The organism is Larkinella fluvii (assembly GCF_051857545.1).
GTDB lineage: Bacteria > Bacteroidota > Bacteroidia > Cytophagales > Spirosomataceae > Larkinella.
Genome location: NZ_JBPZHB010000003.1, coordinates 128,021 through 145,139 on the forward strand (window position 1 = coordinate 128,021; position 17,119 = coordinate 145,139).

General features: G+C 54.0%; 12 protein-coding genes. 9 read left to right on the forward strand and 3 right to left on the reverse strand.

Annotation, left to right across the window (positions count from 1 at the left end; all coding sequences use genetic code 11):
* Positions 1-136: 136 nt before the first annotated feature.
* A complete protein-coding gene (locus ACS5NO_RS08070) occupies positions 137-1,636 on the forward strand; it encodes a sensor histidine kinase (RefSeq protein WP_439414662.1) in 1,500 nt (499 codons plus the stop codon).
* Positions 1,633-2,349, forward strand: a complete 717-nt coding sequence (locus ACS5NO_RS08075; RefSeq protein ID WP_439414663.1) for a LytR/AlgR family response regulator transcription factor — start codon at positions 1,633-1,635, stop codon at positions 2,347-2,349. Before ACS5NO_RS08070 ends, ACS5NO_RS08075 begins: the two co-directional genes overlap by 4 nt.
* Positions 2,350-2,552: 203 nt before the next feature.
* Here ACS5NO_RS08075 and ACS5NO_RS08080 read toward each other — a convergent pair whose 3' ends face one another.
* A complete protein-coding gene (locus ACS5NO_RS08080; RefSeq protein ID WP_439414664.1) occupies positions 2,553-4,082 on the reverse strand; it encodes a right-handed parallel beta-helix repeat-containing protein in 1,530 nt (509 codons plus the stop codon).
* 299 nt (positions 4,083-4,381) lie between these two features.
* Here ACS5NO_RS08080 and ACS5NO_RS08085 point away from each other — a divergent pair, with 299 nt between their 5' ends.
* The 7 genes from ACS5NO_RS08085 to ACS5NO_RS08115 all read left to right on the forward strand — a co-directional run bounded on the left by ACS5NO_RS08085 (position 4,382) and on the right by ACS5NO_RS08115 (position 14,553).
* Positions 4,382-5,386: an NAD(P)/FAD-dependent oxidoreductase gene (locus tag ACS5NO_RS08085; protein ID WP_439414665.1), complete on the forward strand. Its 1,005-nt coding sequence runs from the start codon at positions 4,382-4,384 to the stop codon at positions 5,384-5,386.
* 91 nt (positions 5,387-5,477) lie between these two features.
* Complete coding sequence (locus tag ACS5NO_RS08090) at positions 5,478-5,792, forward strand: 2Fe-2S iron-sulfur cluster-binding protein (protein ID WP_439414666.1); 315 nt, start codon at positions 5,478-5,480, stop codon at positions 5,790-5,792.
* Between the two features lie 112 nt (positions 5,793-5,904).
* Positions 5,905-9,063, forward strand: a complete 3,159-nt coding sequence (locus tag ACS5NO_RS08095) for a sensor histidine kinase (RefSeq protein ID WP_439414667.1) — start codon at positions 5,905-5,907, stop codon at positions 9,061-9,063.
* Between the two features lie 77 nt (positions 9,064-9,140).
* Positions 9,141-11,456, forward strand: coding sequence for a glycoside hydrolase family 20 protein (locus ACS5NO_RS08100; RefSeq protein ID WP_439414668.1), 2,316 nt, complete (start codon positions 9,141-9,143; stop codon positions 11,454-11,456).
* A gap of 39 nt (positions 11,457-11,495) precedes the next feature.
* Positions 11,496-12,407, forward strand: a complete 912-nt coding sequence (locus ACS5NO_RS08105) for a DUF1338 domain-containing protein (RefSeq protein WP_439414669.1) — start codon at positions 11,496-11,498, stop codon at positions 12,405-12,407.
* Between the two features lie 95 nt (positions 12,408-12,502).
* Positions 12,503-13,510: an alkaline phosphatase D family protein gene (locus tag ACS5NO_RS08110; protein WP_439414670.1), complete on the forward strand. Its 1,008-nt coding sequence runs from the start codon at positions 12,503-12,505 to the stop codon at positions 13,508-13,510.
* A gap of 26 nt (positions 13,511-13,536) precedes the next feature.
* Complete coding sequence (locus ACS5NO_RS08115) at positions 13,537-14,553, forward strand: alkaline phosphatase D family protein (RefSeq protein WP_439414671.1); 1,017 nt, start codon at positions 13,537-13,539, stop codon at positions 14,551-14,553.
* Positions 14,554-14,574: 21 nt separating this feature from the next.
* Here ACS5NO_RS08115 and ACS5NO_RS08120 read toward each other — a convergent pair whose 3' ends face one another.
* On the reverse strand, positions 14,575-15,831 hold the full coding sequence (locus ACS5NO_RS08120; protein WP_439414672.1) for a ComEC/Rec2 family competence protein: 1,257 nt from the start codon (positions 15,829-15,831) through the stop codon (positions 14,575-14,577).
* Between the two features lie 192 nt (positions 15,832-16,023).
* Entirely contained in the window at positions 16,024-16,842 is an 819-nt protein-coding gene (locus ACS5NO_RS08125) for a glycoside hydrolase family 16 protein (protein ID WP_439414673.1), read from the reverse strand.
* Between the last annotated feature and the right edge of the window lie 277 nt (positions 16,843-17,119).

Consider the following 17,119-nt stretch of genomic DNA (forward strand, 5'->3'; position numbering starts at 1 on the left):
GAGCAACGCAGCCGGTTTCGTGACGAACGATGCATTCGGTCTGATTTTAGCCTTCCGGCGACGTTCGTCATCGGCTTCGGTCCGTTTGTCATTTTGATTTGTGGATTCCATCGTAACCCGCTTTCTTGATCTTCCCATGACCACGAATACCGTAGTTTACCAACCCGAACGACTGCTTCGATACCTGGAGACCGGGCTTTTTCTAGGGATGGCCAGTGCTTTGAGCATCGCCAATACCCTGACCAACCGACCGACCACCTGGCTGACCTATTGCCAATCCGTGTTGACAGTCAGTGTATTACTTCTGCCGGTTCTGGTATTTTCCGGGTACAAACCACACTGGAAACGGCAACTGCCCCGCCGACGGTATCTGCAACGGTGGCTGGCCTGTTTCGCATTTTACCTCCCGCTCAGCACGGCGGTTTTTGTCTATTTCGCCCCGTTTGGCTTGCCCGATTCGTTGTTCATTCTGGCCGCTTTTTACGCGCTTCTGCTCGAGTTGCTGCTGGAAAGTGCGGCCTACCTGCAAAAGCAGCTCCGGCGGGTTCAGTGGCTGCAAAAATTCGGTCTGGAAGAAGCTCTCATCATCAGCGTCACGCTAATTTCCGTCACGCTGGCGGCCATGGCCGTTTCGAGCCTGGGCAACCCGTTGTATGACACGAAGGAGCAATTGCTGATTGCGTTTACGCTGGATTTGGGTAAGCTATTCCACCATTTCGGTACCTTTCTGAGTTATGCGCTACAGTTTTTGCTGATGTATTTGAGCGGTTATCTGTTTTTTTACCTCAACAGCCATTTTCTGGTTTCCCACGTTCTGAAACAGAAGGGACTGGTGTTTTACGGCCTGAGTGTGCTGGCCACCATCGCGTTGCTGTATCCGCTGATCGCCCAGGCTTTGCTGCTGTTGCCCATCAACGAGCGGTTAGGCGGTTTTTTTTCGAGTAACCCGTTTCAATTGGAAAATGCGTTTGCCGCTCTGGCGGTTATGCTGGTAAGCCTGCCCGTGGTGCTGGCGTTGCAGTGGTTCAACCAGAACGCCCGGATCGTGTCGCTGGAGAAGGAAAAAACCGAAGCCGAACTCGATTTACTGAAACAACAGCTTAACCCGCATTTCTTTTTCAATACGCTCAATAACCTCTACGCCCTGAGCCTTCAGAAATCGGAGCGGGCACCGGAAAGCATCCTGAAACTGGCCGAACTGATGCGGTATGTCATCTACAAAGGTCGGGAACGGCAGGTAACCATCCGGCAGGAAATCGACTACATCGAAGGCTACCTGTATTTGCAGCAACTCCGGCTTCAACGGCGGGCCGACGTCCGGTTTGAACAGGAAATCACCGACGATCAGTTGCCCGTAGCCCCCCTGCTGCTCATTGTGCTGGTTGAAAATGCCTTCAAACATGGGATTGAACCGGCACAGGACGCGGCCTTTTTGCACCTGCTGGTTCGATCCGATGCCCGGCAGCTTTATATTCGCTGTGAAAACTCGTTTGAGCCGCCGGAAAAAAGCCAGACCGGGATTGGGTTGCAAAACCTCCAAAGGCGGTTGGCGTTGCTGTATCCGGGAAAGCATACGCTGATCATTACTGCTACGGACCAGCGGTTTACGGCCGAATTAACGCTGCTATGCTCATGAAGATGCGTTGTCTGATTATTGACGATGAACCCCTGGCGCATGACGTCATTCGGACGTATGCGGAGGATGTGCCTTTTCTGGAGATTTGCGGGCAGTGTTACCTGGCCACGGAAGCACTCGACTTTCTGAGCCGGCATCCGGTCGATCTGATTTTTCTGGACATCCGGATGCCCCGGCTCACGGGCCTGGATCTGTTAAAAACCCTGACCCGAAAACCGCTGGTAATCATTACGTCGGCCTACGAAGAATATGCCCTGGAAAGCTTCGATCTGGATGTTTCCGATTACCTGCTGAAACCCTTCCGGTTCGACCGGTTTTTGAAAGCCGTCAACCGGGCGCTGGTTGATTTCTCTCGCCAGGAACCGGTGCTTATTCCATCTTCTCTGGTTTCTCCGGCTCTCGCACAGATCTACATTAAGTCCGATAAAAAACAGGTGTTGGTCAATCTGGACGAGATTTACTACCTGGAAAGCCTGGGCAATTACGTGAAAGTCTGGCGGGAAACCGGTTTTTTACTGACGCCCCGAACCCTGAGCAGTTTTGAAAGCCAGCTTCCGGCGGACGCGTTTATTCGCATTCATAAATCTTACCTGCTCAACAAACCGTATGTGCAGTTTATCGAAGGCAATACGATTGTGCTTAGGAACGGGAAGCGGTTGCCGGTTGGGAAAAATTACAAACAGGCGGTGCAGGATTGGATTGCGCCGGGTTGATTTTTTTGTTACAAGGGAATGATAAATGTAAAATGATGAATATTAAATGTAAAAGGAGTTGTCAATCCGGCACTTTTACATTTAATATTCATCATTTTACATTTATTATTCCTTTTTATAAAAAAACACAAAAAACAGCCCGGCACAAGCAGTACCGGGCTGTCTGAATTATCCCTAAACCCTTAATCTCAAATTCTTACAATTTATTTTTCAAGCAGAACATTGTCCTGCGCATTGGCCTTGAAGGTGTTGACGGTCGAGGCATCTGCGTTGAGTTTTGAGCTGTAACTGACGAAGATTCCGTAGCCGCCACCGTTGGCGATCGTGGTATTTTTGACCGATAAATTACCGCCGTACAAAGCCACATTAGCCTTTTTGCCTGAAACGATGGCCAGACTACCACCGTGGCTGATCTCCGCGTTTTCGATCACATTCCGGGAGTTGTTCGAGTAAATCATCAGGCCTTTCCAGGAAGCGGAGGTGCGGTCGGCACCCGTGAAGGTCACTTTTTCGGTGGCCGTTCCTTTGGCAATCAGATAGCCCTTGCTATTGATCATCATGACCACATCGCGGGCTGCTTCGATCGTCACACCGGGGCTCAGCGTCAAGCCGGATTCGACCGCAAAATCGCCAGCCAGACGATACGGCGTTTTGTCTTTGAAACCGCCCCAGGTAATGTCGCTGCCTTCCCGCAGGTAATACCCCTTGATTTCAACCACATTCCGGCCGTTTTCACCCGTGAAAGCCGAGGCCGCATCCAGTTTGTCGACGTTGGCCGGATCGAGAACAATCCCGGCTTCGCTATTTTTCGTAAAGCTATTGGTGGCAAATTCGCGCAGAATACCGCCTTCCTGCACCAGCAGGCCATAGCCATCGTTTTGCGAGAAAAGGCTGTTTTTCAGGGCGATCTGGGCTTTTCCACCGCCAAACAGGGCCATCCCGGCTTTGGTTGCGCTGATGAGGGCGCGGCTTCCGGCGTGCATCACTTCAATGTTTTCAAACACGTTGGCGTTGCTGCCCGAGTAGATCATAATACCAACCCAGTAGCCTTTGGTTTTCTCGGCACCGATGAAGCGGATTTTCTTCTCGGTAGTTCCTTTCGCGATGATCAAGCCACCGCCGTCGTTGATGTCCATGCGGGTATCCCGTTCAAAGGCGATCACGACACCGGGGTTGATGGTCAGTTCGTGCGAAACGGCGATGCTTTTCGTGACGATATAATCCGGATAATCGGGGTTGGCAATGCGGTCGGTTAGCACGGTTTTAACGGTGATGCTCTTGTCGATGGCAACGGGCTGGGCGACGGAAGCGGCCAGTTTTACTTTATCCTTGCTGGTTCCGTTGGCGTTCGAAACCGTTAGTTCGAGTTCGTAATCACCTACTTCATCGGCGACGAAAGTGGGTTTGGCCGTGGTGGCCGCCGAAATGGCTGCCGTACTTTTGGCGGGTTTGGAAGCAATCGTCCACTGAAAAGTCAACGGGGCTCCTTTGGTGTCGACGGAAGCGCTGCCGTCGAGTTTTACGGTTTCGCCCACCTGCACTTCCTGGTCGGCACCGGCATTGGCTGTCACGGTGTTGGAGGGAGTGGGGGTTGGATCGACGTCGTCTTTTTTACAACCGGTTACGAGGAAGGTGGCTGAAAGAAGGATGGCAAAGGCGCGCTGGGTGAATACGGTGGTGACCCACGCGGAGTTTTTCGCGAATGGCATCGCGGCAGGAATTCGTTTTTTCATGATTTGATGTTGTCTACTGTTTTGTGCGTAGCGTTCAACTACGAGTACAAAGGTGCGGCATTCATCGGATTGAGGCTGTCGCATTTTCCGACAAAAAAGAGACTTTATACGTCACCTCGTGACCATTCACTCAATCGACTGAAAAACGGCTTCGCCTATTCACTATACTTATAGCATATTCTGTTTTATCATACCTTTTGTTATGACCTTTCGCGAATTTGGCGACTACCTTTGCCAGGCGGAAGTCAGGAAAGCTGGTCGATAATTGCCATCCTGATGAGCAAACACAAACAAATACCATGATCACGACAGACATTTGCATCATTGGCGCGGGTCCCGTAGGACTTTTCGCTGTTTTTGAAGCCGGTTTACTGAAGATGCGCTGCCACCTCATCGACGCTCTGCCGCAGGTGGGCGGGCAGTTATCCGAGATTTATCCCCAGAAACCGATTTATGACATTCCCGGCTTCCCCGACGTCAAAGCACAGGAGCTGGTGGATAACCTGATGGAACAGATCAATCCGTTTCATCCGACATTCACGCTGGGCGAACGGGTGGAAAATCTGGAACGCCAGGCCGACGGATCGTTTTTCATTACCACCAACGAGCAAACCGTGGTGCATTGCCAGGTCGTGGTGATTGCGGGCGGTTTGGGTTGTTTCGAACCCCGCAAACCCGAAATCGAGGGGCTGGAAGCGTTTGAAGGGAAAGGCGTTTCGTACATGATCAAGAACCCGGAGCTGTTGCGCGACCGGCGGGTGGTGCTGGCGGGCGGGGGTGATTCGGCCCTCGACTGGACGGTTTTTCTGGCTAATATTGCCAAAGAAGTAACCCTGATTCACCGCAGCGACAGCTTTCGGGGCGCACCCGATTCGGCCGAAAAAGTGTTTGAACTCGCCAGCGAAGGCCGGATCAACCTGATTCTGCAATCCAACATTACCCGCGTTTCCGGGAACGGCCATTTGCAGGAGATCACCATCACGGGCAAGGACAAAACCGTAACGACACGCGCCACCGATCACCTGATTCCGCTCTTCGGCCTGACGCCCAAACTCGGCCCCATCGCCGACTGGGGACTCCAGATCGATAAATCAGCCATTCAGGTCGATACCACGGATTATTCCACCAACGTGGAACGGATTTATGCCATCGGCGACATCAATACGTACCCCGGCAAACTGAAACTGATTCTGTGCGGTTTTCATGAAGCTGCCCTGATGTGTCAGAGTGCGTTCAAATACGTGTACCCCAGTCAGAAATTGAGTTTTAAATACACCACCGTCAACGGAATACCAACCTTTTAAAAAGACAAGAGAGGATAGACAAAAGAGTAAAGACCTGTGACCACGACAGTTTTTGTCTCTATTCTCTTGTCTATCCTCTCACATCTACACCATGATCCACTTCACCATTGAAGACCAAAACAGCGCTCAGCAGCCAATCGAAATACCGGAAGGCATCAGCCTGAGCCTGATGGAAGTGCTGAAAGCCTCCGAATATCCTATTCTGGCTACTTGCGGGGGCATGGCCCTGTGCGCCACCTGCCACGTAGCCGTACTGGAAGGCGCCGACCGCTTGCCGCCGGTGAACGATGCGGAAGGCGACCTGCTCGATACCCTGCCCGACGCGGATTCAGACAGTCGGCTGGCGTGTCAGTTGCGCGTCGACGAGACGATGGACGGGGCGGTTTTCCGGTTGCGAACTGCGTAGCGTACCCGGTGGGGAAATAGGCTCAAATGATGCATTTTAGTATTATTTTTGCTTCATTTGAGAACCGGTACAACAAACCAGCTTTTTCGCCCACCGACCCCTTTCTTTTTCAATGATTACCCTACGACGCCCGGCGTTTCTAGTAACCTTCTGGTTGTTGTTTACGCAGGTCCTGGCCCAGTCACCCACGCTGTCGTTTCAACGCCTATCGCTGCGCCAGGGGTTGGCCACGAATTATGTCAGTGCCATAACTCAGGATGATCTCGGATTTATCTGGATCGGAACAGTCAAGGGCCTGACGCGGTTCGACGGGTTGCGCTGCACCAATTATGGCCCTCAATTCGGTAATCCGCAGTCACTTCCGCACCGTACCGTCCGTTGTGTGTTCAAGGCCCGGGATGGTATTCTCTGGGTAGGAACCCAGAAAGGACTGGCCCGGCTTGACCCCCAGACCCAGTCGTTCCGGCGGTATTCGTTCAAATCATTGGGCGAAGGCTGCAACCTGATTCGGACCGCCGTTCAAACGGCCAACGGCCTGCTGTGGTTTGGCACCAGCGGTGGGGTGGTGTCATTTGACCCGGCAACCGGAAAATCCCGGTTGCTGACTATGCCGTCCGACTCTACTGAACGACCAACCGCAAACTTTATCCGGCAGTTGGTACTCGATGGCCCAACGATTTGGATCGGCACGCAAGCCGGTCTTTATGCCTACAGCCCGGCTACGCAACAATTCCGCCGGTTCCGTCATGACGCATCCGTGCCCACCTCGCTGCCCGATGATCATATTGCTTCAATCACCCGGCACCCCCGTTCGGGCGCCTTGTATGTTGGAACCCGAAAGGGGCAGATTGCCATCCTGAATCCGGCTACGGGCCAGTTTCGATCCCTGCCAATCGCGGTCAACCAGAGCATAGCCTCGTTATTGATTACCCAGGAAGGCAATCTGTGGGCTGCGGTCGCCGGTGAAGGGTTATACCGGTACGATGCCTCCAAAAACCGCTTTCTGGGCTATAAGAATGACGAAAACAACCCCCGAAGCCTGGTTTCTAATTCCCTGCGCGCGTTGTTCGAAGACCGATCCGGGATTATCTGGGTGGGTTCCGATGATGCCGGGCTGAGCTGGTTCAACCCGAAAATTGATAAGTTCCGCTCGCTCTACGACGATGTAGGGTACAGTCCGGCATCGTCCCTGGGCCTGGACGCCACGTCGCTATCGTTCGACCGGAGTGACCGGCTTTGGGTTGCATCGCGCGATGGGCTGGTCATGATCGATCCGCAGAAACAGTCCTACCGGATTTACAAGCATGACCCGAAAAATCCGACCAGCATCGGAAATAACCTGACCTACAATGTGTTGGCCGATCGGGACGGGAAAATCTGGGTGGGTCATCTTACCGGTTTGAGTCGGCTGGATACGGCCACGCACCAGTTCGAGCAAATTCGTTGTTTGCCCACGGCCGACAACCTGGCCAATTACCCGCCTTTCGATCCGAACCGACGCGATTTTGTGGCCGGTAGTCAGGTGTTTTACAGCGCACAGGCTCCGGATGGCCGGATTTTTATCGGGACAAACGAAAAATTAACCATTTACGACCCCCGAACCCGCACGTTCCTCAACCGGTTCAACGACGAACGAATCCGGAAATTACCCGGCAAAAACTACAATACGCTCTATATCGACCGCTTTAACAATCTCTGGGTAGGAGGGTTTGGTCCGGTTTACAAAATCAGCCCGGATCTCCAACTGCTGGATGAATATGTGCATGATCAAAACGATCCGCACAGCTTACCCGACGATGGCGTAACGGACTTTGCCGAGGATGAAACCGGAAAGCTCTGGATGAGTACGGATAATGGCCTGGCTCGGCTCGACGAACAAACCAAACGCTTCGAGGTCTTCACGACCCGGCACGGACTGCCCAACAGCGACATTGCCGCTTTGCGACTGACCGGCGATACGCTCTGGATCAGCACGTCCAACGGGGTTGCCGTCACCGATATTCGCCAGCTTCGTTTTATTCCCTTCGATGAAGCCGACGGCTTGCCGATGACCGAATTTGAGTCGGGGTCGAGCGAGCGCGATTTGAAAGGACGGCTCTATTTCGGGGCCATGCGGGGACTGGTCTACATTCAGCCCGGCCGGGTTCGGATCAATCGCTTTGTTCCTCCCGTGTATCTGACTTCCTTCAAAGTTAACGGGCGGGAGTACTTGCGGAACATCTCGGCCAATCCGCCGGACATCGTTCTCGATTACGACCAGAATCAATTCAGCTTTGAAATTGCTGCGCTGAATTTCGACAATCCCGGTGCCAATCGGTATGCCTACCGGCTCGAAGACTTCGAAGAACGTTGGAACCAGACCGGAAACCGCCCGTTTGCCAGCTACACCAATGTGCCGTCCGGCGACTACGTGCTGCACGTCATTGCGGCCAACAACGACGGCATCTGGAACCGGGAAGGCTACCGGCTGCGGGTGACGATCCGGACGCCCTTCTGGGAAACCTGGTGGTTTCGGCTTTCGGCCATTGGGGCGCTCATTGCCCTTGTGGTTTTCATTGCCCAGTGGCGCAACCGCCGGGTGGCGAAGGAGCAACAGGAGAAAAGCGAGCTGCGGGAACGGATTGCCACCTCGGAAATGAAGGCCCTGCGGTCGCAGATGAATCCCCACTTCCTATACAATTCGCTGAATGCCGTCCGGCTTTTTGTGCTCCAAAACGACAGCGACAATGCGGATAAGTATCTGGTCAAATTCGCCCGGCTGATGCGGCTCATTCTCGGCAATTCGCGGCAGGAATGGGTGACGCTGGCCAGCGAAACCGAACAGCTTCAACTGTATCTGGAACTGGAACAACTGCGGTTTGGCCACAAGTTTGACTTTTCGATTGAAACCGATCCGTCGCTGGACCAGGAGCGGGTTTCCATTCCGCCGATGATTATTCAGCCCTACATCGAAAACGCGATTCTGCACGGTATGGCCCACAAAAAAAGCCGCGGTTCCATCCGGGTTTGCATCAAACCCGTCGGTGAACACCTGGAGTGTATGGTGGATGACGATGGCGTGGGGCGGCAAAAAGCCGCATCCCTCAAAAGTCAGGCTTCGTCGCACCAGAGCGTCGGGCTGAAAGTGACGGAAGAACGACTGCAACTGATTCAGCAACGCAGTGGAAAAGAAGCGGGAGCAAAAATCATCGACAAACGGAATGACGACGGCGAACCCGCCGGGACGCAGGTTGTGATTCGGCTTCCACTGACGCTTCAGGAACCCGTTTGAGCCGTTCGCTATGAATCTGGAAGGGGGAAATCCCTTTTTGTCTACCTTTGAATTTTGCCAACCACCGTACGTCTTTCATGAAACACCTTGTTGCCTTCCTGGTCTGTCTTACGCTATCGTTTTCCCTGATTGCCCAATCCGACAACGCTTACAACCTGCTTCCTTTTCCGGCCCAGTTTGCGGGCAGTGACGGCCACTTTACGGTTTCGGCCGCTACGCGCATCGTCATTGCCACCAAAGACGCCGGGCAGCGGGCGGCTGCCCAAACGCTGGCCGGCCAACTGAAAATCGCCAGCGGTTTTCCGATTGCGGTGGCGTCGGCAACACCCGCGCTGGCGAAAGGGAAACACATCGTTTTTCAGGCGCATAAAGCCGGTCGCTGTGGCCCGGAAGGCTATGTACTGAACGTGAAACCGGAACGGATTGTGGTGGAGGCCGAAACGCCCAAAGGCTATTTCTACGCCGTTCAAACTTTGCTTCAGCTCTTGCCGACGGCGGTTTTCAGCCCCACGAAAGTCGACAACGTGGCCTGGACCATTCCGGCCTGCCAGCTACTCGACCGGCCCCGCTACGGCTACCGGGGGCTGATGCTCGATGTCAGTCGCCATTTCATGCCGGTGTCGTTCGTCAAGCGGTTTATTGACCTGATGGCGATGCACAAACTCAACACCTTCCACTGGCATTTGACCGACGACCAGGGCTGGCGGATCGAGATCAAAAAATATCCCAAACTGACGCAAATTGGTTCCAAACGCAAGGAAACCGTAGTGGGTCACAATGCCGCCAACTACCCGTTTCAGTACGACGGAAAAGAATACGGCGGTTTTTATACGCAGGAACAGATCAAGGACGTGGTTCGGTATGCGGCCGCCCGGCACGTGACGATTGTTCCCGAAATTGAAATGCCGGGCCACGCGCTGGCGGCTCTGGCTTCGTATCCCGAATTTTCGTGCGATGCGGCCAAAAAATACGAGGTGGCGACACGCTGGGGCATATTCAAAGACGTTTATTGCCCCAACGAGCCAACGTTCGCGTTTTTGCAGCATGTGTTGACGGAAGTGATGGCGCTGTTTCCCGGAAAATACATCCACATCGGCGGGGACGAATGCCCGAAAGACGCCTGGAAAGCCAGTGCATTCTGTCAGGATCTGATTAAAAAACTGAAGCTCAAAGACGAACACGAGCTGCAGAGCTATTTCATTCAGCGCATCGAAAAGTTTGTGAACTCGAAAGGCCGGGCCATCATTGGCTGGGACGAAATTCTGGAAGGGGGTCTGGCTCCCAACGCAACGGTGATGAGCTGGCGCGGCACCGAAGGCGGGATTGAAGCCGCCAAACAGAAACACAATGTGGTGATGACACCCGGCGAATTCTGCTATCTGGATCAGTACCAGGGCAATCCGGCGCAGGAACCGTTGGCGGGTGGTGGCTATATGCCCATTGAAAAAGTGTACAGCTACGAGCCGACGCCCGCCGAACTGACGCCCGACCAGCAAAAATACATTCTGGGGGTGCAGGGCAATGTCTGGACCGAATACATTCCGACGACGCAGCACATCGAGTACATGGTTTTTCCGCGGGCGTCGGCGCTGGCCGAAATTGGCTGGATGCCAAAGGGTCCGCGCAATTTCGAGGATTTTGCGATGCGCCTGAAAGAACACCTCAAACGGCTTTCGTACCTGAATGTCAACTATTCCAAACAACTGCTCGATGTGCGGGCCGTGACGCAGTTTACCGACGCCGACCAGTTGCAGGTTCGGCTGGAAAAACTCGATTCCGACAGCAAGATGTATTACACGACCAACGGCAAACAGCCGTCCACGACGTCGACTGAATACACGATGCCGATTGCGCTGAAAAAAACAACGACGATCAAAGCCGTGACAACCGCCGGAGCCAAATTTGAGGAAACGTTTTACATTCACCGGGCGAAAGGAAAACCGTATACCTACGCCAATACCGCTGCCGAAAAAGCCGACCCGACGAAGAAAAAACTGACCGATGGCCAGGTCGCCCAAAGTCCCCGCAACAAGTCGGAATGGGTCAGCGTATCGGGCGAGGATCTGGAGGTGACCATCGATCTCGGCGAGGTGCGACCCGTCACCAAAGTGTCGGCCAACTTCCTGAAGCGCATTTCGTACAATGATTTTCCGCCGTCTGCCGTCGAAATCGGGTTGTCGCAGGACGGCACGACCTACAAGGATGCCATCAGCCAGCCGGTCAAGTATCCGCTCGAAGGATCGTGGGGCATGTTGCCGGTGGTAGCCGATTTCAAAACCGCCCGGGCGCGGTATGTGCGCATCAAAGCCAAAAATGCCGGGGTGGCTCCGGCGGGTTTACCGAGGGAAGGGTTGCCGACAGCGGTTAGCGTGGATGAGGTGGTGGTGGAATGACAAAATTGGTATCTTTACTTGAAAGAAACCGATGACAACATGACCACTCCATCCGAAAGACTGAAAACCCTCGACGCCGTCCTCGACGGTTTGATGAGCCGGTATCGGGAACGCGTTCCCGACGTGTTGAAAATCGTCGATGCGCTCATTGACGAGAACGTGATTCGGGCCGTTGATGAGATTGAAAATGACCACATTGCGTTCCGGACGATGGGCGTGCCGAGCCTCGGAATCCAGTCGTTCGAAAAGATCTTTCTGCACTACGGTTACGAAAAACGCGAACCGTATGACTTTAAGGAAAAGAAACTGAACGCCTATTGGTACAGCCCGCCGAAACCGCATTATCCGCGCATTTTTGTGAGCGAACTGCGGGTGCGGGATTTGTCGGACGAAGCCCAGCATGTCATTTACAAGTACACGGATACCGTCGTTTTCGATCCGGTCGATGCGCTGGATCTGGACGATGCTCAGGCCGTCGATCAGTTTCTGCACCAGCCGCTCTGGCAGATTCCCACCCTCGACGACTACCGGACGTTGCTGAACGAAAGCGAATATGCCGCCTGGGTGATTTATAACCGTTATTACCTCAACCACTTCACGATCAGTGTGCACAACCTGAAACCGGGTTACAACACCATTCAGGACTTTGTCGCTTTTCTGGAACGGCGCGGGATCAAACTCAACACGGCGGGTGGTACGATCAAAACCAGTCCGGACGAAGGGCTGTTGCAGGCGTCAACTGTTGCTCAGATGATTGACGCGGAATTTGCCGACGGCAAGACCCATCGCATTGCCGGTTCCTACGTCGAATTTGCCGAACGCCGGGTGTTGCCGGAATTTCGGCACCTGCCCGCCGACCAGATCCGGCGCGAACACCGGCGCGACGGTTTTGAAGCCGGCAATGCGGACAAGATTTTTGAGAGCACGTTTACGTCGCAAACCGGGAAGTGATCAGCTCCTTTTCTTCTGTTAACAAATGGTAAAGTTGATTCGGAAACGAATCAACTTTTTTACATTTACAGGAATTATCGCCCCAATCTTCCTCCATGAAAAAACTAGTTCTACTTGGCCTGCTGGTCTGGACGGGGTGCCGCACCCCGAAAACCGAAACGGCGGCTTCCGCCACTCAGCAACCCGTCACCCAAATTGCCTTCGGTTCGTGCAGCCATCAGAAACGGCCCCAACCGCTTTGGGATGACATTGTGGCTCAAAAACCGGACGTCTGGATCTGGCTGGGCGACAACATCTATGGGGATTCGGAAAACCTGGATACGCTGAAGGCCAAATACGCCCTGCAGAAATCCAACCCGGTTTACGGGCAGTTGCGGCAATCCACCAAAATCATTGGCATTTGGGACGACCACGATTACGGCGTCAACGACGGGGGCAAGGAATATCCGCGCCGGAAAGAAAGTCAGCAGTTGATGCTGGATTTTCTGGATGTACCCGCCAGCAGCCCTTTGCGCACGCAGGAAGGCGCTTATTCCTCGCACGTGTATGGGCCAAAAGGGCAACGGGTGAAGGTAATTCTGCTCGATGGCCGGTATTTCCGCGATCCGTTGAAAAAAGTCAACAAAGTCAATACGCCTGACCCCTCGGGTGATATTCTGGGCGAAGCGCAATGGCAGTGGCTGGAGCAACAATTGACCAACTCCGACGCCGATGTCCACATCATCGGGTGTGGGATTCAATTTCTGGCCAACGACCACACATCCGAAAAATGGGGCAACTTCCCCACCGCCCGGCAGCGGTTTTTCGATCTGTTAAGCAAAACAAAACCGAAAGGGGCCATGCTAATCAGTGGCGACCGGCATATCGCCGAAATATCCAAAATCAGCCTGCCTGGACTGGGCTACGATCTGTATGACATCACCAGCAGTGGTCTGACGCACACCTCCAAACCCTATGAACAACCGAATGCATACCGCGTTGGCAAAATGGCGTTCGACCTGAATTACGGTTTGTTTTCCATCGACTGGGCTAAAAAAACGGTAACCGTTCGGGTGAACGGCGACAACCAGGCGACGTATCTGACGCAGGAAATACCGTTTTGATCCAGCTTCCTGCATTGCTCAACGTTATGAAAACTGTTTTTTTACTCGGTCTGCTTGGCTGCACACTCTGGACGGGGTGCCGCACCCCGAAAACCGAAACGGCGGCTTCTTCCAGTCAGCAACCCATCACCACGATCGCCTTCGGTTCGTGCAGCGACCAGAAGCGGCCAACGCCCTTGTGGGATGACATTGTGGCTCAAAAACCGGACGTCTGGATCTGGCTGGGCGACAACATCTACGGGGATTCGGAAAACCTGGATACACTGAAGGCCAAATACGCCCTGCAGAAATCCAAACCGGTTTACGGGCAGTTACGGCAATCCACCAAAATCATTGGCGTTTGGGACGACCACGATTACGGCGTCAACGACGGGGGTAAGGAATATCCGCGCCGGAAAGAAAGTCAGCAGTTGATGCTGGATTTTCTGGACGTTCCCGCCAGCAGCCCCCTGCGGAAACAGGAAGGCGCTTATTCCTCGCACATCTACGGGCCAAAAGGACAACGGGTGAAGGTAATTCTGCTCGATGGCCGGTATTTCCGCGATCCGTTGAAGCAGGAGAACAAAGTCAACGTTCCCGACCCGTCCGGGGATATTCTGGGCGAAACGCAATGGCAGTGGCTGGAGCAGCAATTGACGAAATCCGACGCCGATATCCACATCATTGGATGCGGTATTCAGTTTCTGGCCAACGACCATATCTACGAAAAATGGGGCAATTATCCCACCGCCCGGCAGCGGTTTTTCGATCTGTTGAGCAAAACGAAGCCGAAAGGGGCGATGCTGATCAGTGGCGATCGGCATATTGCCGAAGTGTCCAAAATTACTGTTCCCGGACTCGGTTATAATCTGTATGACATCACCAGCAGTGGCCTGACGCATACGGCCAAACCCCGTGACGAACCGAATGCGCTGCGGGTGGGCAAGGTGGTTTTCGACCTGAACTACGGCTTGTTCACCATCGACTGGGTCAGAAAAACGGCGACGGTTCGGATCAACGGCGACAACCAGGCGACGTATCTGACGCAGGAAATACCCTTTTGACGGTTCTTCCCGTCGTAAAGATTACCGCGACTGATACGGGCCGTGAATGGCTTTCACCCGGAACGACTCGTCGGTATCTTCCAGAATGATGACGCGGTAGGTGTCTCCGCCCGGATCGACCCGCACCAGCACATGTCCGGAATCGCTTTTCAGACGGTTTAGCATCTCGCCAATCACCAGCTTGTTGGCTTCCAGCATATCGGTGGCAAATACGTCGCGGTCGCCGGCGTAGACCTGCTGCGAGTAAATCCGCGCCAGCACATCGTGTCCCGGATGGTCGGACGACCAGACCGGAATCACCAGCACGCGGGGGCGCAGGCTGCCGAGCAGAAAACCGTTCTGCGAATCGCGGTTGCCGTGGTGATCGAGCAGTTGCACCTCCACCGGCCCGACTGACCGTGCCACCGGCGTTTCGACATCGTGCCACATCGGCGCGCCGAATTGCAGGACACCGGGAATGTCGCCACCCGAAAAATAATCGAATTTGCCGTAGCTCAGCCGCAGGGCCATGCTGCACATGTTCTCGTTCGGATACTGATTTTGGGGCAGTGATTTCAGTTCCGGGAAATGCTGGCGCGTGACCGATCCAACGCCCGTCCAGATCTCACCGTTGACGGCCAGGTTCCGGATTTCAAACCGATCCTTGTATTTCGCGGGTTGTTTCAGCAACTGAATCTGGTCGTTGCGCCCGGCCTGCAACCGCTCGACTTTCAGGGCCTTGTTCTGCATTTGCCAGTTCAGAAACTTCCGGTAATTCGTCACCAGCGGGTCCTGCTCGAAGGAGCGGGGGTAGTTGTAATCCGGCCACCCCCGATCGATGATGGTTCGGATGGGAATGTGTTCACCCACTTCGGTAACCCCCGTGAGCAGATAACCCCCCGTCGATTTTTTGGAAGCCGAGGAGGGCGCCCCCATGTGGTCGTCGTGAAAATGGGTCATGATGGCGTAGTCGATGGCCGGATCAGGGCGAAAACTTTGGGCTTTGCGGGCATAACGCGCAATCCACTCCCCGGCATGGCGATCGGCGTTGGGGCGGGCGGGGGTGTTGCGCGGGCTCGTCGTTCGCGGGTCGGTCAGGTCCAGCTCCCCGGCGTCGATCAGGGCCGTGGTGCCATCGGGCAGGATCAAAAACGCCGAATTGCCGCGACCGGTATTGATCTGGTGAATGTCCAGATAGCCTTCCTGCCAGACCGGCAGCGGCTGGCCCACCGTCTGGCCGTAGCTGATCAGTACATTTCCGAAAACGAACAGGCAGGCGAGTACGTAAAACCGTTTCATAGGGGTAGAGGAGTTGTCTGCAAAGAGCCGACAAAATTAATCAATTGGATGTGTCCGGCGAACTGTTCGAACGAAAGGTAACGGTAAGGTAATGAAGATGGTTACACAGGGTTTATCAGAGAAAATCAGAGTACACAGAGTTTTTCTCTGGTTAACCCTGGTGTCCTCTGATAAACCCTGTGTAATAACCTCTCATTGTTGATAAACCCGCACATAATCCACTTCAAACCGCGCCGGGAATTTTGTTGCCGAGGGGTCACCACCGTTCTGACCGCCGATGGCGAGGTTCAGAAGCAGATAGTGCGGCTGGTGGAACGGGTTTTTGCCGCTGCCGTCGCCGTTGATCGTGGTTGACAGCGCCACCGAGTTGAGCAACTGATCATCCACGTAAAGTTTGATAAAATCTTTATCCCAGTCCATGCGCCAGGTGTGGAATTTCTCCGACCACTTTGGATCGGTGAAGTCGGTGATGGGTTTCTTCGTTGTCCGCCATTCCGCTTTCCACTTTTCATTCGTTCCCCAGGCGACATTGGCGAGCAGCATGTTCCGGTAATATTCCATGATGTCGATTTCGCCGTTGGCAGGCCATTCGCCCGATACACCCAGCGTCCAGAACGCGGGCCAGAGCCCCGGCCGGATGTCGATCCGTCCCCGCATTTCAAACCGGCCGTATTGCCACTGGTGCAGCCCTTTGGTCAGCAGGCTGGCGGCCGTATACCGGATGGAGTCGCGGCTGGTTTTCCAATTGGTACTGCCGGGCTGATGGGTGGGATTCGGGCGGTTTTCCCGACGGCCTTCGATGATGAGCAAACCGTTTTCGCAGCGAGCGTTGTCGGGCTGGTACCACTGGAGTTCGTTGTTGCGGACAAAACCGGTTTCGAACGCCCATTTCTTCGGATCGGGCGGACCGGGTGTGTTGAATTCATCAGCCCAGACCAGCCGCCATTCGGCGGCTGGTGGAGCGGGTGGTCTGGCAAAAAGCCAGAGGAGCAGACAGAAAGTGGGGGTCATAAACAATCCGGGTTGGAATAGAATGGTAAAAGTAAAAGTTCGCGGCAGATTTGGGAAATACGGTTCAGAAATGGTCGAAAAACCGGCAAAAAAGCCCGGATTCGGTACGGTCATCCCACGAATGCACTGATGTTTACGCAATTGCCATCAAAGTTTTTCCTTATTTTTAGTCCGGTTTTCTAAACCCAAACTAAGTTTTTTGAGTTTTATTTGCTCGGATACGACCTCCCTTTTTACCTTATACGTTTGCTTTCGAAACCTCAGATAAGACAGAATA

Excerpts from the sequence above, each read along its gene's own strand:
- ACS5NO_RS08070 (WP_439414662.1), top strand. The coding sequence starts at position 137 with ATGACCACGAATACCGTAGTTTACCAACCCGAACGACTGCTTCGATAC.
- ACS5NO_RS08075 (WP_439414663.1), top strand. The coding sequence starts at position 1,633 with ATGAAGATGCGTTGTCTGATTATTGACGATGAACCCCTGGCGCATGAC.
- ACS5NO_RS08080 (WP_439414664.1), bottom strand. The coding sequence starts at position 4,082 with ATGAAAAAACGAATTCCTGCCGCGATGCCATTCGCGAAAAACTCCGCG.
- ACS5NO_RS08085 (WP_439414665.1), top strand. The coding sequence starts at position 4,382 with ATGATCACGACAGACATTTGCATCATTGGCGCGGGTCCCGTAGGACTT.
- ACS5NO_RS08090 (WP_439414666.1), top strand. The coding sequence starts at position 5,478 with ATGATCCACTTCACCATTGAAGACCAAAACAGCGCTCAGCAGCCAATC.
- ACS5NO_RS08095 (WP_439414667.1), top strand. The coding sequence starts at position 5,905 with ATGATTACCCTACGACGCCCGGCGTTTCTAGTAACCTTCTGGTTGTTG.
- ACS5NO_RS08100 (WP_439414668.1), top strand. The coding sequence starts at position 9,141 with ATGAAACACCTTGTTGCCTTCCTGGTCTGTCTTACGCTATCGTTTTCC.
- ACS5NO_RS08105 (WP_439414669.1), top strand. The coding sequence starts at position 11,496 with ATGACCACTCCATCCGAAAGACTGAAAACCCTCGACGCCGTCCTCGAC.
- ACS5NO_RS08110 (WP_439414670.1), top strand. The coding sequence starts at position 12,503 with ATGAAAAAACTAGTTCTACTTGGCCTGCTGGTCTGGACGGGGTGCCGC.
- ACS5NO_RS08115 (WP_439414671.1), top strand. The coding sequence starts at position 13,537 with ATGAAAACTGTTTTTTTACTCGGTCTGCTTGGCTGCACACTCTGGACG.
- ACS5NO_RS08120 (WP_439414672.1), bottom strand. The coding sequence starts at position 15,831 with ATGAAACGGTTTTACGTACTCGCCTGCCTGTTCGTTTTCGGAAATGTA.
- ACS5NO_RS08125 (WP_439414673.1), bottom strand. The coding sequence starts at position 16,842 with ATGACCCCCACTTTCTGTCTGCTCCTCTGGCTTTTTGCCAGACCACCC.